The 18,475-nt window shown below is 65.6% G+C and carries 17 protein-coding genes; 10 read left to right on the top strand and 7 right to left on the bottom strand.

Annotation, left to right across the window (positions count from 1 at the left end):
• Positions 1-123 precede the first annotated feature (123 nt).
• On the top strand, positions 124-1,401 hold the full coding sequence (gene clpX, locus ACZ46K_RS21920; RefSeq protein ID WP_464744764.1) for an ATP-dependent Clp protease ATP-binding subunit ClpX: 1,278 nt from the start codon (positions 124-126) through the stop codon (positions 1,399-1,401).
• 2 nt (positions 1,402-1,403) lie between these two features.
• Here clpX and ACZ46K_RS21915 read toward each other — a convergent pair whose 3' ends face one another.
• From ACZ46K_RS21915 to ACZ46K_RS21905, 3 genes are all read right to left on the bottom strand, one after another.
• Complete coding sequence (locus ACZ46K_RS21915) at positions 1,404-2,873, bottom strand: adenylate/guanylate cyclase domain-containing protein (protein WP_464744762.1); 1,470 nt, start codon at positions 2,871-2,873, stop codon at positions 1,404-1,406.
• A 124-nt stretch (positions 2,874-2,997) separates the two neighbouring features.
• Complete coding sequence (locus tag ACZ46K_RS21910) at positions 2,998-3,741, bottom strand: SDR family NAD(P)-dependent oxidoreductase (protein WP_464744760.1); 744 nt, start codon at positions 3,739-3,741, stop codon at positions 2,998-3,000.
• Positions 3,742-3,766: 25 nt separating this feature from the next.
• Complete coding sequence (locus tag ACZ46K_RS21905) at positions 3,767-4,690, bottom strand: 3-oxoacyl-ACP reductase (RefSeq protein WP_054806001.1); 924 nt, start codon at positions 4,688-4,690, stop codon at positions 3,767-3,769.
• Positions 4,691-4,917: 227 nt separating this feature from the next.
• Between ACZ46K_RS21905 and ACZ46K_RS21900 the strand changes: the two genes are divergently transcribed.
• The 6 genes from ACZ46K_RS21900 to ACZ46K_RS21875 all read left to right on the top strand — a co-directional run bounded on the left by ACZ46K_RS21900 (position 4,918) and on the right by ACZ46K_RS21875 (position 11,454).
• A complete protein-coding gene (locus tag ACZ46K_RS21900; RefSeq protein ID WP_054806002.1) occupies positions 4,918-5,544 on the top strand; it encodes a TetR/AcrR family transcriptional regulator in 627 nt (208 codons plus the stop codon).
• 151 nt (positions 5,545-5,695) lie between these two features.
• Positions 5,696-6,859 (top strand): steroid 3-ketoacyl-CoA thiolase, encoded by a 1,164-nt coding sequence (locus tag ACZ46K_RS21895; RefSeq protein WP_054806003.1) that lies wholly within the window; start codon positions 5,696-5,698, stop codon positions 6,857-6,859.
• 44 nt (positions 6,860-6,903) lie between these two features.
• Positions 6,904-9,093: an acyl-CoA dehydrogenase gene (locus ACZ46K_RS21890; RefSeq protein WP_464744758.1), complete on the top strand. Its 2,190-nt coding sequence runs from the start codon at positions 6,904-6,906 to the stop codon at positions 9,091-9,093.
• A 6-nt stretch (positions 9,094-9,099) separates the two neighbouring features.
• Positions 9,100-9,969, top strand: a complete 870-nt coding sequence (locus ACZ46K_RS21885; RefSeq protein WP_464744756.1) for a MaoC/PaaZ C-terminal domain-containing protein — start codon at positions 9,100-9,102, stop codon at positions 9,967-9,969.
• Positions 9,966-10,622, top strand: coding sequence for a PaaI family thioesterase (locus ACZ46K_RS21880; protein ID WP_054810848.1), 657 nt, complete (start codon positions 9,966-9,968; stop codon positions 10,620-10,622). Before ACZ46K_RS21885 ends, ACZ46K_RS21880 begins: the two co-directional genes overlap by 4 nt.
• Before the next feature lie 43 nt (positions 10,623-10,665).
• Positions 10,666-11,454, top strand: a complete 789-nt coding sequence (locus tag ACZ46K_RS21875; RefSeq protein WP_054806004.1) for an SDR family NAD(P)-dependent oxidoreductase — start codon at positions 10,666-10,668, stop codon at positions 11,452-11,454.
• Between the two features lie 36 nt (positions 11,455-11,490).
• Here the strand turns inward: ACZ46K_RS21875 and ACZ46K_RS21870 are convergent, their stop codons facing one another.
• Positions 11,491-12,132 carry a TetR/AcrR family transcriptional regulator gene (locus ACZ46K_RS21870; protein WP_054806005.1) on the bottom strand — a complete coding sequence of 214 codons (642 nt, stop codon included), beginning with the start codon at positions 12,130-12,132 and terminating at the stop codon, positions 11,491-11,493.
• A 61-nt stretch (positions 12,133-12,193) separates the two neighbouring features.
• On the opposite strand from ACZ46K_RS21870, the gene ACZ46K_RS21865 reads away from it, so the two are divergent.
• Positions 12,194-13,378, top strand: a complete 1,185-nt coding sequence (locus ACZ46K_RS21865; RefSeq protein WP_464744754.1) for an alpha/beta fold hydrolase — start codon at positions 12,194-12,196, stop codon at positions 13,376-13,378.
• A gap of 10 nt (positions 13,379-13,388) precedes the next feature.
• On the opposite strand, the gene fdhD is transcribed toward ACZ46K_RS21865, so the two are convergent.
• Together fdhD and ACZ46K_RS21855 are read right to left on the bottom strand one after the other, a co-directional pair.
• On the bottom strand, positions 13,389-14,201 hold the full coding sequence (gene fdhD / locus ACZ46K_RS21860; RefSeq protein ID WP_054806466.1) for a formate dehydrogenase accessory sulfurtransferase FdhD: 813 nt from the start codon (positions 14,199-14,201) through the stop codon (positions 13,389-13,391).
• A complete protein-coding gene (locus tag ACZ46K_RS21855) occupies positions 14,201-16,519 on the bottom strand; it encodes an FdhF/YdeP family oxidoreductase (protein ID WP_054810767.1) in 2,319 nt (772 codons plus the stop codon). Before ACZ46K_RS21855 ends, fdhD begins: the two co-directional genes overlap by 1 nt.
• A 71-nt stretch (positions 16,520-16,590) precedes the next feature.
• Between ACZ46K_RS21855 and ACZ46K_RS21850 the strand changes: the two genes are divergently transcribed.
• Both ACZ46K_RS21850 and ACZ46K_RS21845 read left to right on the top strand, forming a co-directional pair.
• Positions 16,591-17,196, top strand: coding sequence for a GNAT family N-acetyltransferase (locus ACZ46K_RS21850; RefSeq protein WP_464744752.1), 606 nt, complete (start codon positions 16,591-16,593; stop codon positions 17,194-17,196).
• Positions 17,197-17,309: 113 nt separating this feature from the next.
• On the top strand, positions 17,310-17,636 hold the full coding sequence (locus ACZ46K_RS21845; RefSeq protein WP_054806467.1) for an amphi-Trp domain-containing protein: 327 nt from the start codon (positions 17,310-17,312) through the stop codon (positions 17,634-17,636).
• 117 nt (positions 17,637-17,753) lie between these two features.
• On the opposite strand, the gene ACZ46K_RS21840 is transcribed toward ACZ46K_RS21845, so the two are convergent.
• Positions 17,754-18,383 (bottom strand): hypothetical protein, encoded by a 630-nt coding sequence (locus tag ACZ46K_RS21840; protein WP_464749435.1) that lies wholly within the window; start codon positions 18,381-18,383, stop codon positions 17,754-17,756.
• Positions 18,384-18,475: the final 92 nt, after the last annotated feature.

Genomic DNA, 18,475 nt, shown 5'->3' with positions numbered 1-18,475 from the left:
GAACCTGTCGACCCGCGTACCGGAGTCCGGGTACGGTCGTTCAAAGGGCCCGCTCCCCGGGCCGGCGCTCGTCGACGGACACGGGATCGGTTGCACGCACACGAGGAAGTAGGGACCTGACAGATGGCACGTATCGGTGACGGCGGGGATCTGCTCAAGTGCTCGTTCTGCGGAAAGAGCCAGAAGCAGGTCAAGAAGCTCATTGCGGGCCCCGGGGTTTACATCTGCGACGAGTGCATCGACCTCTGCAACGAGATCATCGAGGAGGAACTCGCCGAGACCAGCGAGGTCAAACTCGACGAGCTGCCCAAGCCGGCCGAGATCCGGGAATTCCTCGACAACTACGTCATCGGCCAGGATTCTGCGAAGCGGTCGCTCGCTGTGGCTGTCTACAACCACTACAAGCGCATCCAGGCCGGCGACAAGACACGCGACGCGCGCGGTGAGTCGGTCGAACTCGCCAAGTCGAACATTCTTCTGCTCGGCCCCACGGGCTGCGGCAAGACCTACCTCGCTCAGACTCTCGCGAAGATGCTCAACGTGCCCTTCGCGATCGCCGACGCCACCGCGCTCACCGAGGCCGGTTATGTCGGTGAGGACGTCGAGAACATCCTCCTCAAGCTGATCCAGGCCGCCGACTACGACGTCAAGCGGGCAGAGACCGGCATCATCTACATCGACGAGGTCGACAAGATCGCGCGTAAGAGCGAGAACCCGTCGATCACCCGCGACGTGTCGGGCGAGGGCGTCCAGCAGGCGCTGCTGAAGATCCTCGAGGGCACGCAGGCGTCGGTGCCCCCGCAGGGTGGCCGCAAGCATCCGCACCAGGAATTCATCCAGATCGACACGACGAACGTGCTGTTCATCGTTGCCGGTGCCTTCGCGGGCCTCGAGCGGATCGTCTCCGACCGCGTCGGAAAGCGTGGGATCGGATTCGGCGCCGAGGTGCGATCGAAGGCCGAGATCGACACCACCGATCATTTCGCCGATGTCATGCCCGAAGACCTGATCAAGTTCGGGCTCATTCCCGAGTTCATCGGCCGTCTGCCGATCGTCGCGTCGGTGACGAACCTCGACAAGGACTCGCTTGTCGAGATCCTCTCGGAGCCGAAGAATGCGCTCGTCAAGCAGTACGTGCGACTGTTCGAGATGGACGGCGTGGAACTCGAGTTCACCCGGGACGGACTCGAAGCCGTCGCCGACCAAGCGATCCTGCGCGGAACCGGGGCCCGCGGACTCCGGGCGATCATCGAAGAGGTCCTGCTGCCGGTGATGTACGACATCCCGAGCCGCGACGACGTCGAGAAGGTCGTCATCACCGCGGAGACCGTGACCGACAACGTGCTCCCGACCATCGTGCCGCGCAAGCCCGACCGCGAACGTCGCGAGAAGAGCGCCTGACCTCAGGATCGGCTGCGACGGCCGGCAAGACGTGCGAGGTCGCGGAGTATGCCGGGAGCCCGGCGCGCCATGGTCAGGACTGCGCGGTCGGAGAGGGTCGGGCGGGGCGGTGTCGCCGGGTGCGTAGGCCGGGTCCGGTTCGTCGCCGTGAACATCTGGACCTGGCCGGGGACGCCCTTCAGTCGATGGTTGCCCAGGTCCGTGAAATCGATGTCGGCGCCGATCGCGAGATCGCGCACCCGCTGTGAGCATCGGACCTGCCCTGGCCCGGCGGACGAGGCGATGCGGGCGCCGATGTGCACCGTCATCCCGGTCAACTCCGGGCCGGCGCGGGTGACCGTTCCGACGTGCACACCGGAACGGACCGACAACCCGAGAGTCGTCGTGGTCCGGATGATTCGATGTGCACAGTGGATGGCGGCCGCCGGACCGTCGAACACGCTCAGGGTTCCGTCACCCGCGATACCGACCAGTGTGCCCGCGCCCGCCTCGACCTCGACACGCACCAATCTGTCGTGCGCGGCCAGCAACGATGCGAAGTGAATGTCGCCGATCTGCGCGAGTAGGTCGGTCGAGCGGACGACATCGGTGAAGAGGATGGTGGCGAGGAACCGGTCCGCGTCGACCGGACGGATCGCACCGGTGGCAAGCTCCTCCACGTGGTCGAGCACCGGGATCAACGCCTCGCCCAGGGTTGCGCCGGCCGGGATGGGTGGCAGGTCGTGGAATCGGCCGTTCGGGATGAGTTCGGCGACCCGGCGGACGGCTTCTCGGGCGAACAGACTGTCCGGCTGATGCAACACTTCCGTCGGACATTGGATCGACGGCAATGCCCACGCGTAGTTCGCTCGGATCGCCCACTCGAGGTGTTGCTGTGCAGTTGACGGTGTGGCCGAACAGCGTTCGAGCAGAGCCATGATGCGGCGGTTGTGCGGAACATCGAGTGCAGGGTGCGCCAGGGACGTGAGGTCGCCGTGTCCCCAGCGGGCATATGCGCCCCGATATGAATCGACGAACCGGTCTCGTTGAGAGGCGGTCCACCCGGCCGGTGGGTCGTCGTCGGACACCAGGGTGTCGGACCAGGGTTCGGCGAGGATCAGCCCGGACACCCGGTCGGGACATCGGGCAGCGGCCAGAGCGACCGCTCCGCAAGTGCTGGACGCTCCGACCAGCGTGGCTTGCGCGACTTCAGCATCGTCGAGTACGGCGAGGACGTCGTCGGCCTGCTCCTCGAGCGTCGGGACGTGGTCGACGGGGTCGGACAGTCCGAATCCGCGGCGCTGGAAGAACAGCGAGCGCGCGAAGCTGGAGCAGCGTTCGAAGTTGTAGTGCAGATGAGGATCGGTCCACATCAGGTCCGGGTGCATCATGTCTTCGAAAAACCATGCCACCGGGTGTGGTCCCTCGCCGACGACCTGGTATGCCAGCGCGTGACCGTCGCGCTGGATGTACCGCGTCACAGGCGGGTCCATGGGACAACGATAGGGCCGCGAAGGGCGGAAAACGAGGTCACGAACTCTGTCGAGTTCGTGACCTCGTCCGTCGCAGTTCCGAGAACTACTCGATGTGGCCTGCGCACCATCCGTCGGACATGTCCTAACGCAGTTTGATGCTGCCGCCGTCGACCATCAGTGTCTGGCCCGTCATGTACGACGCGTCGTCGCTGGCGAGGAACACTGCGACACGTCCGATGTCGGATTCGGGGTCGCCGAACCGGTGCAGCGGGGGCTTGGCGAGCAGCACATCCTCGACGCCGGGGTTGGCCTCGATGTACGCCTGGACGCCTTCGGTCAAGGCCAACGGCGAGATGAGGTTGACATTGATGTTCTCGGGGCCCCATTCGTTCGCCGCGACCCGGCTGATCCCGCGGATCGCTTCCTTGGCCGCGGCGTAGGAGGTCTGCGTGACGTTGCCGTCGATGCCGGCTCCGGATGCGAAGTTGATCACCGAGCCCTGATTCGCGGCGAGTTGTGCATGTGCTGCCTGCATGAGCCACAAGGTCGGGTAGAAGCCCGTCCCGAACGACAGATCGAGCATCTCCTGCGTGGTCTCGAGCAGCGGTGCCTGCCGGGACGCATGAGCGTTGTTGACGAGTACGTCGACCTTGCCGAACTCCTGCACCGCGGCGTCCACGATCGCTGCGGCGCTCTCCTTCTCGGAGATGTCGGCATTGAGGAACTTGCCCGCGCCGCTGAGCTCGGCCTCGAGCGCGGCGCCCTTGGCATCGTCGATATCGACGAAGAGAACCCGCGCGCCTTCTTTGGTGAACGCCCTTACGATTCCGCGCCCGATACCGCCGGCCCCGCCGGTGACGATCGCGACCTTGTCTGCAAGCCTCATGCCGTGCTCCTTCGTGGTGGGGTGATCAGTCGATGGCGAGTGCAGCCTTTTCCAGTTCTGCCACGCTGTATGCAGCGTAGTTCTCGTACTGGCCCCGTCCGGTGAAATACGACGAGAGCTGCTGGTCGAGTTCCTCGACGGTGAATGCGGAACCTGCGGCGTCGAAACGGTTTTCGACCTTCGGAGACGCCATGAGCGCGACCATCTTGCCGTACACCACGAAGACCTGTCCGTTGATCTCGTGGGAGGCGGGGGAGGCCAGGTAGGAGACGAGCGTACCGACGCGCTCAGGTGCGAGGCCGTCGAGACCGGTGGTTGCGGAATCGGCGTCGCCGAAGGCCTCGGCGGTCATGGCAGTACGGGCGCGCGGGCAGATCGCGTTGGCTGTGACGCCGTACCGGGAGAGTCCTTGCGAGGTGGACAGCGTCAGTGCGGTGATACCGGCCTTGGCGGCCGAGTAGTTCGGTTGCCCGGCGGAACCGAACAGGAACGCCTCCGACGAGGTGTTGATGACGCGGCCGTACACGGGGCCGCCGGTTTCCTTGCTGGCTGCGCGCCAGTGGACGGCCGCGGCGTGGGAGGTCGCGGCGTGGCCCTTGAGGTGCACGCGAATCACGTCGTCCCAGTCGGATTCGGTGAGGTTGAAGATCATCTTGTCGCGGATGATGCCGGCATTGTTGACGAGGATGTCGAACGAGCCGAACGCCTTGACGGATTCGTCGACGAGACGGCCGCCCAGCGACCAGTCGGAGACGTCGCCGGTCACGGCAATCGCCTGCCCGCCTGCCGCGACGATCTCTTCCGCGACTACGTGTGCAGCGTCGCCCATGTCGTTGACGACGACTGCAGCGCCGGCGGCGGCCAGTGCGAGAGCCTCGGAGCGCCCGAGACCGGCCCCGGCACCCGTCACCACTGCGGTGCGGCCGGTCAGGCTGACAGATTCACCCATGGAAACTCTCCCGTGTTCGATCGGCTCGGTCCTCATGTGACGGATCCGAGCAAAATTAGTATTCATTCTAGTGTGCTGCGGGGGTGTTGTCGGAGCAGCCTGAAGTCTCGCTGTGTGGGAGTCGCCGACATATCGGACCGTGTTCCTGCTGACCAGGACGGCCGGGCGTGTGCGCGGTCGGCGGTGTCTACTCTCACCTCCGTCCGGAGCGTAGGAAGAGGTGAGCCATGCCGAGGATTGCAGAGGCGCGTGATGCGGCAGAGCCCAGTTCGGTGGAGCAGCGTGCGCGGCACGAACGGATTCTGAAGGCGGCCGCGCACCTCGGTGCAGGCAAGGACCTCGAGCGGGTCCAGATGCAGGAGGTTGCGAAGCTGGCGGGCGTCGCAGTCGGCACGCTCTACCGCTACTTCCCATCCAAGACGCATCTGTTCGTCGCGGTGATGGTCGACCAGATCGGACAGATGGGTATTCAGCTCTCGCGACGGTCCTCGACGCCGACGTCTCCATCGGACTCGGTCTGTGATGCGTTGCTGCAGGCGACGCGTGCGTTGCTGCGGACGCCGCTGCTCGCAACCGCAATGATCCAGTCCGCCGCCACGTCGAATGCCGCGATCATTCCCGACGTGGCCAAGATGGACAAGCAGTTCGATCGTCTGCTTCTCGATGCTGCAGGCATCGAGAAGCCGACGCTCCTCGAAGTGACTGTGCTGCGGCTGGTCGTGGCTTTGTGGTTCGGACTGGTGCAGTCGGCGCTCAATGGCCGCACGTCGATTCCGGAGATCGAGTCCGACCTGCGGGTTGCCTGCGACCGCCTGCTCGGTGATCTGAATGGGAGTCCTCGATACCGGGCGTAAGGCGCCCGATCTCGCGCGAGTGAACCACGTTTCCATCCACTGACCAGGTCGGTCCCGCTCGGTGAGACGGGGTGGATGCCGAAGTTTCTGCAGAACTAGAATAAATTCCAGTAGCAGGGCTTCACTTATCACCCATACTCCAGGGAGTGGCATGAACAACGTCGTCATCGTCGAGGCCGCGCGGACACCGATCGGTCGCCGTCGAGGTCAGCTTGCAGGGGTTCACCCCGCAGTGCTGCTCGGGGCAGCGCAGAAAGCCGTCCTGGACCGGACCGGACTGCCTGCCGACCAGGTCGGGCAGCTGGTCGGCGGCGCCGTGACCCAGGCGGGGGAGCAGTCCAACAACGTCACACGACAGGCATGGCTGCACGCCGGACTGCCGTACACCACCGCAGCGACCACCATCGACTGCGCGTGCGGTTCGTCGCAGCAGGCCGTACACATGGTTGCCGGTCTGATCGCATCCGGCCAGATGGACGCCGGAATCGGTTGTGGCGTCGAGGTGATGAGCCGGGTGTTCCTCGGGCAGGCCAACGCGCCCGGAACGGGAAACCCCTACCCGGACGACTGGACGATCGATATGGGAGACCAGTTCACCTCCGCCGAGCGGATCGCACAGCTACGCGGCATCAAGCGTGAAGACGTCGACGCACTCGGCCTCGAGTCGCAGCGACGCGCAGCACAGGCATGGGCCGAGGGTCGCTTCGATCGCGAGATCGTCCCGGTCCAGGCCCCCGTCGTCACCAAGGAAGGTGAGCCCACCGGTGAGATCGCGACCGTCACCCGCGACGGCGGCCTCCGCGAGACGACCGCCGAAGGTTTGGCCGGTCTGAAGCCTGTCATCGAGAATGGCATTCACACCGCCGGAAACTCGTCGCAGGTCAGTGACGGTGCTGCCGCAGTGCTCCTGATGAGCGAGGACAAGGCCCGCGAGGCAGGCTTGCGTCCGCGGGCTCGCATCCTCGCATCCACCCTGGTCGGATCAGACCCGTACTACCACCTCGACGGCCCGGTCGCTTCGACTCAGGCAGTACTCGAACGCACCGGAATGTCGTTGTCGGACATCGACATCGTCGAGATCAACGAAGCCTTCGCCTCTGTCGTGCTGTCGTGGGCCCAGGTGCACGGCGCAGACATGAGCAAGGTCAACGTCAACGGTGGCGCGATCGCGCTCGGCCATCCGGTCGGCTCCACCGGGTCGCGGCTGATCACCAGCGCTCTCCACGAGCTCGAGCGCTCCAACCGTTCGACCGCGCTGGTCACGATGTGCGCGGGTGGCGCGTTGTCCACCGCGACCATCATCGAGCGCATCTGACTCGGCCCTAGGCGACCGAAAACTTCTCTGACAAAGGACCCTTCATGACCCTGGGATTGAGTGACGACGATCGCGACATCCGCGATTCCGTCCGCGGCTGGGCCGCGCGACACGCCACACCGGAAGTGATCCGCGAGGCGGTCGAAGCGAAATCGGAGGCCCGCCCGTCGTATTGGTCCTCGTTTGCCGAACTCGGCATGCTGGGACTGCACCTACCCGAGGAGTTCGGGGGCGCAGACTGCGGACTGCTCGAAACTGCCATCGTGGCCGAGGAACTCGGACGAGCGATGGTGCCCGGGCCGTTCCTGCCGACCGTGGTGGTATCCGCAGTCCTTCATGCGGCCGGGCGAACCGAGGCGCTCACCGGCCTGGCCGACGGCTCGTTGTTCGGTGGCGTGACACTGCAGCCCGGTGATCTGCGGATCGTTCGGGACGGAGACGCGATCATGTTGACGGGAACGTCGAGCTCCGTCCTCGGCGGTCAGGTGGCGGACATCTTCCTGCTCGCTGCGGACGACGCAGGCGAGCCGGCGTTCGTCGTCGTCGACCGCGACCGGGTCGGCGTGGTCGATCTGCCCAGTCATGACGTGGTGCGACGCAACGCGGAGATCTGCGTGGACGGACTTGCCCTCGCCGAGAGTGACGTCCTGACTCTGGACTCGCAGCGCGTCGTCGACATTGCCGTCACGCTGTTCGCGGCGGAGACCGCAGGGCTCGCAGACTGGGCCACCACGACTGCTGCCGAATACGCCCGCGTCCGTCGGCAGTTCGGCCGAGTGATCGGTCAGTTCCAGGGCGTCAAGCACACCGTTGCGCGGATGCTGAGTCTCACCGAACAGGCTCGCGTCACAGCGTGGGACGCTGCCCGCGCGCTCGGGGAGGACGGGGCTGCCGAGGAGGCTTCGCTCGCCGTCGCGGTGGCCGCGGCGACCGCTCTCGACGCGGGATTCCAGGTCACGAGAACCTGCATCCAGGTCTTGGGTGGCATCGGCTACACCTGGGAGCACGACGCGCACCTCTACATGCGACGTGCACAGTCCTTGCGAATCCTGTCGGGTTCCACCGCATCATGGAAGCGTCGGGTCGCGGGTCTCACGCTCGACGGCACCCGCCGGGTCTTGAGCATCGACCTGCCGCCGGAGGCCGAACAGATCCGCGCCGACATTCGCGCCGAACTGGAACCCGCCAAGACGCTCGAGAGTGCCGCGCAGACGTCGTATCTGGCCGAGAAGGGCTACACCACACCGCATCTGCCCGCGCCGTGGGGCAAGACGGCGGATGCGGTCACTCAGCTCGTCATCGCAGAAGAGCTGCGCAGCGCCGAGCTGAAGCCGCACGACATGATCATCGGCAACTGGGTGGTGCCGACGCTGATCGCACACGGCAACGAGGACCAGCTCGCCCGGTTCCTTCCCGGGTCGCTGTGCGGCGACATCGTCTGGTGCCAGCTGTTCTCCGAGCCCGGCGCGGGATCCGACCTCGCCGGCTTGTCCACCAAGGCCGTCAAGGTCGACGGCGGTTGGAAGCTGCAGGGCCAGAAGGTGTGGACGTCGATGGCCCGTGTCGCGGACTGGGGTATCTGCCTGGCACGCACCGACGCCGACGCACCCAAACACAAGGGCCTGTCCTACTTCCTGATCGACATCAGGAACTCCGAGGGACTCGACATCCGTCCGCTGCGCGAGATCACCGGCGACGCGCTGTTCAACGAAGTCTTCTTCGATGACGTGTTCGTGCCCGACGAATGTCTCGTCGGCGAGCCCGGTGACGGCTGGAAGCTGGCCCGCACCACCCTCGCCAACGAGCGGGTGTCGCTGTCGAACGACTCCTCTCTCGGCTCCGGCGGCGAGGCGCTACTGAAGCTGGCTGCGACGATCCCGGGTGGCCTGGATGCCGAACAGCTCACCGTCCTCGGATCGGTCCTGTGCGACGCCCAGTCCGGTGGGCTGATGGGTCTGCGCACCACGCTGCGCTCGCTCACCGGCGCGCAGCCGGGTGCCGAGTCGTCGATTGCCAAACTCCTGGGTGTCGAGCACATCCAGCAGGTGTGGGAGGTTGCGATGGAATGGTCGGGCCCGACGTCGCTGCGCTCCGAGGAGGATCGCTGGTCGATCACCCAGCAGTTCCTGAACTCGCAGAACCTGTCGATTGCCGGCGGTACGACGAATGTCCAGCTCAACATCATCGGTGAGCGGATCCTCGGCTTGCCGCGCGACCCCGAACCCGGAAAGTGACTGCTCATGCCGATCGATGTGAATGCCGCGCTGTCGGCCGAGCCCACCGTCCGTGAGGCCGTCTGGACCGAGCGTGATGTGATCCTCTACCACCTGGGTCTGGGCGCGGGTGCCGACTCTCTTGATCCCGCGGAGCTGCGGTGGGTCTACGAGAAGAACCTGCAGGTGACACCCACCTTCGCGATGGTCGCCGGACAAGGGATTTCGGCTGGTGCTGCGACGCCGGCCGCGATGAACCTGCCCGGCATCGACATCGACCTGCGCAAGATCCTGCACGGCGGTCAGTCGCTGACACTCCACGCGCCGATCCCGGGGTCGGGTACTGCGACGATCTCGTCGCGGGTGTCCGACGTGTGGGACAAGGGCAAGGCCGCAGTGATCGTGCTCGAACAGTCGGCACACGGTGCTGACGGGAGTCCACTGTGGACGTCCGCGATGCAGATCTGGGCACGTGGTGAAGGCGGCTTCGGCGGCGAGTCGGGCCCGGAGCCGGCGGGTTCGGCGCCCGAGCGCGAGGCCGACGACGTCATCGTGTCGCCGACCACGGCCGCGCAGGCATTGGTATATCGACTCAGTGCCGACATGAACCCGCTGCACGCCGATCCGGCGTTCGCGAAGATGGCCGGATTCGATCGGCCGATCCTGCACGGGCTCGCCTCGTACGGCGTCGTGTGCAAGGCAGTCGTCGACGGAGTGCTCGATGGGGATCCGACCCGTGTGAAGTCGTTCTCGGTGCGGTTCGCCGGGTCGCTGTACCCGGGAGAGACCATCGAGACCTCGGTGTGGCGCGACGGCACCACGCTCACCCTGCTGGCGACCTGCCCCGAGCGGGACGGACAGCCGGTGCTCACCCACGCGACCATGGAGCTCCGATGAGAGTCGACCCCGCTACACACCCCACTGTCGGTAACGCGCCCGACGGCACGATCCTGACCTCCGCGCCCCAGGATTCTGCGATGGATCGGGCCACCGCTGCCGCGCGACGCGTGGTCGACGCTCTGCTGCGTACAGATCCCGCCAATGCGAACCTCGAGCGGGTCGCCGAGGAGCTCGACAGCGTCGCCGCGCATCTCGAAGAACACGCTCCCGAGGTGCAGGCACGGCTGATCGACATGTGGCACGGTGAGGGCGTCACCCGGCACGACCCGGTCACCGGGCCGGAGAATGCACTGGCCCCGCCGCTCGTTCTCGCCGGTCGTGACAACGGGTGGGTCGAAGGCGTCGTCGAGTTGACGTTCCCGTACCAGGGTCCTCCCGGACACGTCCACGGTGGTGTTGCTGCGCTGTTGATCGATCACACATTGGGTGTCGCGAACGCGTGGGCAGGACGAAGCGGTGCCACCGCGCAACTCAATGTCCGGTACCACCGTCCGACGCCGTTGTTCGAGCCGCTGACGGTGCGTGGCCGGCTGGTCGAGCAGGATGGTCGGAAGATCAACACGGTCGGTGAGATCACGACGGCCGACGGCACGGTGTGTGTGTCGGTCGAGGCGCTCTTCATCGACAAGACGGTTCCTCGTCCTCGCTGAGGACACGACCGACGCACATCACCGATAGCTGGAAGAGGGCAACATGGGGAAGCTGGACGGACGGGTAGCGATCGTCACAGGCGCCGGAATGGGCATCGGCCGAGGAGTTGCGGGTGCGTTCGCGCGTGAAGGTGCGAGGGTCGTCGTTGCCGATGTCGACGAGACGGCGGGAGTCGACACCGCGAAATGGCTCACCGACGAGTGGGGTGTGCAGGCGACCTTCGTGCGCACCGATGTCACCGACCGCGACCAGGTGCATGCGATGGTCGATACCGCCACCGACGAGTTCGGGCGACTCGACATTCTGGTGAACAACGCGTGGCGGCCCCTGGGCTACGCGCGGTTCGAGAAGACCGCTGAGGAGAACATGCGGGCGGGCTTCGATATGGGCGTGATGTCGGCGTTCTGGGCGATGCAGCGCGCATACCCGGCGCTCGCGGAGCACGGCACCGGTCGAGTGATCAACATGTGCAGCCTCAATGGCGTCAACGCTCACATGTACTCGGTGTACTACAACGCTGCCAAGGAGGCGCTGCGCAGCATGACCCGCACTGCAGCGCGGGAATGGGCGCCGAAGCACGTGTGCTGCAACGTGATCTGTCCCGGGGCGGCGAGTGCGGCCTACAAACGGGTTGCTGAGGCGAACCCTCAGATGGCTGCGGCGCAGGAGGCCGCCAATCCGATGGGTCGTATCGGCGATCCACTCGAGGATATCGGTACCGTCGCTGCGTTCCTGGCGAGCGACGATTCCCGCTACCTGACCGGAAACACCCTCTTCGTCGACGGTGGTAGCCATATCAACGGCGTCCAGTGGGCGCCGAACGTCGACTGATCGGTCGACCGAAGTTCCGATGCTCGATCTGCCCGGTCACGACCGCGGCAGGTCGAGCATTCCTCGTGCTATCTGCAGGACCTCCGCTTCGAACGATGCCGGATCGGGTGCGTCACCGATCTCGTCGGCACGCTCGTAGGAGGAGAACGCTCCGATGACGAACCGCACCATCAGACTCACTCTGCGTCGCGCGTCCACCTCCGGGAGATCGAGTCGATCCGCGATGTCGAGTAGAAGAGTCGACAGGACGTCGAGCGCGTCGTTCGACGGATAGTAATCGGCTTGTGCCGTACCCGGTCCCGGCTTCGACAGAATGTCGAGCGGCGCTGTGGTCAGCCACTGCTCGTTGAATCGTGCCCAATAGCTCGGCCGGGTCCGCGCAACCTGTGCTGCGAGCGGGTGTACGTAGGCGTGCACGAGCCGTTCGAGGCCGGGGCGACCGTCGAGTCCTGCTGCGGCGACCAACGCCGCGCGCTCGGCGTTCATTCGTGGCGCATGCCGGGACCAGATCTCGTCGAGGAGTCCGTGCCACGAGCCGAAATGGTACGTGATGGCCGAATTGTTCCGGTGTCCGGCCTCTTTGACCACTTCGCGTGCGGCCACCCCGTGGATACCGCGGTGCGCGATGAGCCGCTCTGCGGCGTCCAGTAGGGCGAGACGGCCCGTTGACATGGTCATCCAACCACTGTACTAAGAACATCGACTTCAGAATTAATAAGTTCTTCTTAACGGAGGTTCCATGAAGACCTTCCCGTCCCGGCATGCTGCCGCGGCACTCGCATTTGCTTCGGTGCTCGGAGCCGGAGCGTGTTCGAACCCACCTCCGGAGTCGGTCGATTCCGGAGCCGCCGCGCCCGGTTCGCTGATCACCGACCGCCCGATCACTACCGCAGCGGCGCTCCCCAGCGCTCAGCGCACCGAACTGATCACCTACCTGTCCGAAGGTGCTGACGGGCGTCCGGCGTTGGTCTCGGGCACCGTCGCGATCCCGAAGGGTGAGGCACCGGAAAGCGGATGGCCGGTGATCAGCTGGGCCCACGGCACGACCGGCGTCGGCGACGCGTGTGCTCCATCTGCGGACACAGTAGGCGGCCCCGCGCATTCCTACGTCGAACGGACCACGGACATGCTCGACCGATGGGTCGCGGACGGCTACGCGGTGGTCCAGACCGACTACGAAGGCCTCGGCACCCCGGGTGAACACCCGTACATGAACGGGGACAGCGCCGCCAACGCCGTCGTCGACATCGTGCGTGCGGCGCGAGAACTGGAACCGGCCGTCGGCACCAGTTGGGTCGCGATGGGGCACAGCCAGGGCGGACAGGCCGCGCTGTACGCCGCAGCGGTCGCCCCCGACCGCGCCCCCGAACTCGACCTCGCAGGAGTCGTGTCGATGGCTCCGGGCAGCCGCACCAGCGACACGGCCGCCTATTTCGCCGGCGGCGGCCCGGGGATCGAGGCGGCGGTGCCGTTCCTGCCCGTGTTGTTGATCGGCGCCGAAGCAGCTCAGCCGGAGTTGAGCGCCGACGCCATGCTCACCGACGCCTCGCGCGTATTGCTCACCGCTGCGCGCACCGGATGCATGGATGACGTGCGGGCAGCGGCTGCGACGGTCCCTGTCGATCAGGTCTTGGCGCCCGACGCGGACCTCGAGGGATTGGCCGCGTACTACCGGACCCAGGAGCCGGGCGAGCTCACACCCACCGTCCCCACGTTCGTGGTGCAGGGAACCGAGGATGTGCTGGTGAGTCGTCCGCTCACCGACCAGCTCACCGAGGATCTCTGTGCGAACGGCTCGGACGTGACCTACCAGGTCTACGAGGGCGCCGACCACCGCGCAGTCCTCGAGGACTCCTTCGACGACGTGCGTGCCTTCGCCGAAGGGGCGCTCGCTGGCGAGGCTCCCGAAACGACATGCAGCTGAACGGAGTCCGTCAGAGCACCGAGCCGGTGTAGACGTTCATCGAGTTGTCGCGCAGAAAGCCGATCAAGGTCAGGCCCGACTCCTCGGCGAGGTCGACGGCGAGCGACGACGGCGCCGACACCGCCCCGAGCACGGGTACACCGGCCATCACGGCTTTCTGCACGAGCTCGAATGACGCGCGCCCGCTGACGACGAGGACGCTCTCGGAGAGCGGCACTCTCCCTTCCGACAGTGCCCATCCGAGCACCTTGTCGACAGCGTTGTGCCGGCCCACGTCCTCGCGCAGCTGCAGGAGCGACCCGTCGATCGTGAACAGCGCGGCGGCGTGCAGGCCGCCGGTGGACTGGAACACCTTCTGCTGCTGACGCATCAGACGGGGAAGCTCCGACATCGTGCGCGCGAGGACCTCGACATCGCCGCGCAGCGGGAAACGGGTGCGTGTGCGCACCTGCTCGAGCGACTCCTTGCCACACACCCCACATGCCGAGGTGGTGAGGAAGTTCCGCGCCCCGGCACCGTCGGGTACTTCGACGCCGGGGGCGAGCTGGACGTCGAGCACGTTGTAGGTGTTCGCGCCCGTCTCGTCGACGCCGTCGCAGTACCGCGCGATCGCGATGTCGTCCCGGTTGTCGATGATTCCCTCCGCGAGCAGGAATCCGTGTGCCAGTTCCACATCGTGGCCGGGCGTGCGCATCGTGACGGTCAACGCCCGTCCGTTCAGCCGGATCTCGAGGGGTTCCTCGACCGCGAGCGTGTCGGGGCGCCGGATCACACGGTCCGCGGTGACACGCAGGACCGCTCGGCGGGTCGTCACACGTCCCACTACGAATCCATCATTGCTGCAGGTTCGAGCCGCACGGTGATCGCCTTCGATGCCGGAGTATTGGACCTCTTCGCAACATGGTCCAGCGGCACGAGGGGATTGGTCTCGGGGTAGTAGGCCGCCGCGTTGCCCTTCGGAGTGTTGTAGGCGACGACCCGGAAGTCGCGGACGCGGCGTTCTTCGAGCGCGCCCTCGGGGCCAGTGAATTCGGAGACGATGTCGACGAGATCGCCGTCGCGGAATCCGAGATCGGTGATGTCGTCGGGGCTGATGAAGATGACCTTGCGGCCGCCCTTCACGCCGCGGTAGCGGTCGTCGAGCCCGTAGATCGTGGTGTTGTACTGGTCGTGACTCCGCATCGTCTGCAGGATGAGTCTGCCCTCGGGTGTGGGAACCCATTCGAGGTCGTTGACCGAGAAGTTCGCCCGCCCGGTCGCCGTGTGGAATTCGCGAGCGTCGCGCGGGGGGTGCGGGAGTTCGAAGCCGTCGGGCTGCCGCACCCGGCTGTTGTACTCCGCGAACCCCGGTACCACGCGACCGATTGCATCGCGGATGCGGTCGTAATCAGCTTCGAACTGCCCCCAGGGCACCGAGTGATCAGCACCGAGCAGGGTGCGAGCGAGCTGGCACACGATGGCGACTTCGCTGCGCAGATGTTCGGACACCGGCTTCAGTCGTCCTCGGGAAAGATGGACCATCGACATCGAATCCTCGACGGAAACCTCCTGCTTCCCAGTCGACTGGAGGTCGAGGTCGGTGCGGCCGAGGGTGGGGAGGATGAGTGCGGTTCTTCCGTGGACCACGTGGCTGCGGTTGAGTTTCGTCGAGACCTGCACCGTCAGTGCGCAGTTGCGTAAAGCGATCTCGGTGGCTGCGGTGTCGGGTGTGGCCGAGACGAAATTGCCGCCCATTGCCATGAACACCGACGCCTGCCCGTCGCGCATCGAACGGATGGAGTCGACGGTGTCGAAACCGTGCTTGCGCGGAGCCTCGATACCGAATTCGGTGTCCAATGCTGCCAAGAACGATTCGGGCATCTTCTCCCAGATGCCCATCGTGCGGTCGCCCTGGACGTTGGAATGGCCACGCACGGGACATACCCCGGCGCCGCGCTTACCGATCATTCCGCGGGCAAGCAGTATGTTCACAGCCTCGGCGATCGTGGCGACGGCATGGGTGTGCTGGGTGAGCCCCATGGCCCAGCAGATCACGGTCCGCTGTGACGCGATCAGTTCGGCTGCGGTGTCCCGTAACTGGTCGAGGGTCAAGCCGGTTGCTTCGACCACGGTGTCGAGATCGACGTTGCGCACGTGAGTTTCGTAATCGTCGAAACCTGCGCAGTGCGTGTCGACGAATGCGCGGTCGATCACCGTGCCGGGGGCAACGTCCTCGGCCTCGAACAGCAGCCTTCCGAGTCCTTGGAACAGCGCCATGTCTCCGCCGAGGCGGATCTGGAGGAACTCGTCGGCGATATCCACGCCGCGGCCGACCACTCCCGAGACCTTCTGTGGGTCCTTGAACCGCTTGAGGCCTGCCTCGGGAAGGGGATTGATCGCGATGATCCGAGCCCCGTTCGCCTTGGCTTTCTCGAGGGTCGAAAGCATGCGCGGATGGTTCGTTCCCGGATTCTGGCCGGCGATGAGGATGAGATCGGCGGCTTCGACGTCGGGCACCGACACCGAACCCTTACCGATCCCGATCGAGTCGGTCAGTGCGGTGCCCGACGACTCGTGACACATGTTCGAGCAGTCCGGCATGTTATTCGTGCCGAAACTGCGGATCAACAACTGGTACAGGAACGCGGCTTCGTTACTCGTCCGACCCGAGGTGTAGAACACGGCCTGATCGGGTGACGGTAATTCCGTCAGATGATCGGCAATCACCCGGTAGGCGTCGTCCCATTCGATCGGTTCGTAGTGATCAGCGCCCGCACGCAGCACCATCGGGTGAGTGATACGGCCCTGTTGTCCGAGCCAATAGTCGGTCTTGGTGGCGAGCTCGTCGGCGGAGTGCTGTGCGAAGAACGCGGGTGTCACCGTCCGCAGGGTGGCTTCCTCTGCGACCGCCTTCGCCCCGTTCTCACAGAACTCCGCAGGTTTGCGATGCCCGGGGGTCTCGGGCCATGCGCAGCCTGGACAGTCGAAGCCGTGACGCTGGTTGAGTCGGGTCAACGTCTTTGCTGTGCGGATCGCGCCCATCTGCTCGTATGCGCGCTCCAGTGAGACGAGGACCGCGGGGACACCCGCGGCGTAGTCCTTGGCGGGAGACACCTCGAGATCGGACTCGTCGATATCCGCTTCGGGACCGTGTCGCATCATTCCTCCATAGTGGCCCGCGACACGGCGTTGGGCCAATCGATCGGTGGGACCCGTACGACTACGGTACGAGGATGGCCCTTGCTGTCAGACGCGCCGAACAGGCAGATATCGAAGCAGTCGCGTCCGTGTTCGCAGACGCCTTCTTCGACGACCCGTTGATGTCGTGGATGTTCCCCGACGAGGAGAGCCGCATCCGTCGATTGTCACGATTCTTCGCGGCCGAGGTTCGCCACCATATGCTCGCGCTCGGCGGCACAGAGATCGCCGAACTCGACGGGCGTGTCGGTGGTGCGGCGATGTGGGCTCCGCCGGATCGATGGCGCGCGCCGATGGGTGCGACGCTGCGGATGATGCCGGGGCTGATGCGGGCCCTCGGCCGGCACGCCGCACGGGGTCGAGCGGTGGATGATGCACTCGAAGCCGCACATCCCGAGGAGTCGCACTGGTACCTGTCGACGATCGGAACGGCGTCCCATGCGCGGGGCGCGGGATGCGGCACGGCGTTGCTGAAGTCTCGGCTCGATCGGATCGATGCCGAGCACGCGCCCGCATACCTCGAATCCAGCAAGGAAGAGAACGTTCCGTACTACGAGCGGTTCGGTTTCACCGTCACCGGTGAGATCCGCATCCCGCGCGGAGGTCCGACGCTGTCGGCGATGTGGCGCGAGCCGCAGTGACGAGGGCGCGGTAGCGACCGGAGGGAGGAAAGTCGTTGTCGAACGTTTTCGGACCGACTATCGGCGTTGCGGGCGTACGGTGAGAACACACTGCGCCGAAGTCAGGAGTCGTCGTGCCGAAGCTGGAGATCAAGCGCAAGTCCGAGCTCTCCCGAAAAGAAGTGTCCGATCGCCTCATCGCACTCGGACAGGCCCTCGCCGGCGGCTCCGAGGTGGAACTGGGTTCGGGTGGTGACTCGATCGAAATCGTCGTCGCCGATCGCGTCCGGTGGGAGCTCGAGATAGAGGTCGACGGCGACGAGATCGAAATAGAGATCGAGATCAGCTGGCGCGACGATCCGTCCTCGGAATCGACGTCCGATTCGCACACAGAATCGGCCACAACGCCACCGGCCAAGGCGACGCGTCGTGGGAGGCCGCGTAAGAGCGCAGCCGATTGATCGGTGAACGTGATCAAGCCCTTGCTGGACAGGATCCGATCGAATCTGTAGTCATCCCCGCCCGATTGCGCCCACCCGCGTCGGAGGAGGGGCGCAATCGGGAGTATTCGTTCGGCGCTACGCCATCTCCGGGACGTGCAGGTGCGCGATAGCGAGTTCGAACCCGCAGGTGTCGAGCACCTGGGCGCCCGCCTCGCGAACCCCTGCGTCCCGAATGCTGTCGACCCGTTCCCTGTTGTGTTCCATCGCCTCGGCGCTGTCGAACGTCAGCGACGACACCCCGCGGCCGGAGGCACGGTCGAACATGAGTGCGGCGCTGCAGAACCCGTCGAGTTCCTCCATCGCGGGTAGCCCGGCCATCTTCCACACGTCGATGCCGCGGTCGATGTGTGCCGGCTCGGTCTTGAACCACGTGACGCGGCAGCAGGCCCCGCGCTCGGAATGATGGTCGCGGTGCATGACCGCGATCTCCCACCGCGAGACTTCCGTGGTGCCGTGGAAGGTCTCGGCTGCGTCGGTACGCAACGTCTGTACCGGTCCTTCGCTGGCACGTAGCGACTCCTCGTCCCGCCACGAACTGGTCGCGATACACCGGCCGGAGCTGCGATCGATCAGTAGGGACATTCCGAGACAGCCTTCGATATCCGTGAGCGCAGGCATCACGGTGTCGCGTACCTGCTTGATTCCGACGTCGATGTACGACGGATGTGCATTGATGGTGGTCGAACGTGCGAACATGATCGGCACCCTTCTGCTCAGGGCGGCGCCGACACGGCGTCGCCGGTCGTATTCCATATTTCACACTGCACCTCCTCCCCGTCGAAGGCAATGGGCATCGC

The organism is Rhodococcus sp. JCM 9793, assembly GCF_055380405.1.
The sequence above is the reverse complement of the archived record's forward strand: the minus strand, read 5'-3'. Positions and strand labels throughout refer to the sequence as shown.

Excerpts from the sequence above, each read along its gene's own strand:
- ACZ46K_RS21885 (WP_464744756.1), top strand. The coding sequence starts at position 9,100 with ATGCCGATCGATGTGAATGCCGCGCTGTCGGCCGAGCCCACCGTCCGT.
- ACZ46K_RS21915 (WP_464744762.1), bottom strand. The coding sequence starts at position 2,873 with ATGGACCCGCCTGTGACGCGGTACATCCAGCGCGACGGTCACGCGCTG.
- ACZ46K_RS21890 (WP_464744758.1), top strand. The coding sequence starts at position 6,904 with ATGACCCTGGGATTGAGTGACGACGATCGCGACATCCGCGATTCCGTC.
- ACZ46K_RS21905 (WP_054806001.1), bottom strand. The coding sequence starts at position 4,690 with ATGGGTGAATCTGTCAGCCTGACCGGCCGCACCGCAGTGGTGACGGGT.
- ACZ46K_RS21910 (WP_464744760.1), bottom strand. The coding sequence starts at position 3,741 with ATGAGGCTTGCAGACAAGGTCGCGATCGTCACCGGCGGGGCCGGCGGT.
- ACZ46K_RS21900 (WP_054806002.1), top strand. The coding sequence starts at position 4,918 with ATGCCGAGGATTGCAGAGGCGCGTGATGCGGCAGAGCCCAGTTCGGTG.
- ACZ46K_RS21855 (WP_054810767.1), bottom strand. The coding sequence starts at position 16,519 with ATGATGCGACACGGTCCCGAAGCGGATATCGACGAGTCCGATCTCGAG.
- ACZ46K_RS21865 (WP_464744754.1), top strand. The coding sequence starts at position 12,194 with ATGAAGACCTTCCCGTCCCGGCATGCTGCCGCGGCACTCGCATTTGCT.
- ACZ46K_RS21875 (WP_054806004.1), top strand. The coding sequence starts at position 10,666 with ATGGGGAAGCTGGACGGACGGGTAGCGATCGTCACAGGCGCCGGAATG.
- ACZ46K_RS21895 (WP_054806003.1), top strand. The coding sequence starts at position 5,696 with ATGAACAACGTCGTCATCGTCGAGGCCGCGCGGACACCGATCGGTCGC.
- ACZ46K_RS21880 (WP_054810848.1), top strand. The coding sequence starts at position 9,966 with ATGAGAGTCGACCCCGCTACACACCCCACTGTCGGTAACGCGCCCGAC.
- ACZ46K_RS21850 (WP_464744752.1), top strand. The coding sequence starts at position 16,591 with ATGGCCCTTGCTGTCAGACGCGCCGAACAGGCAGATATCGAAGCAGTC.
- clpX (WP_464744764.1), top strand. The coding sequence starts at position 124 with ATGGCACGTATCGGTGACGGCGGGGATCTGCTCAAGTGCTCGTTCTGC.
- ACZ46K_RS21870 (WP_054806005.1), bottom strand. The coding sequence starts at position 12,132 with ATGACCATGTCAACGGGCCGTCTCGCCCTACTGGACGCCGCAGAGCGG.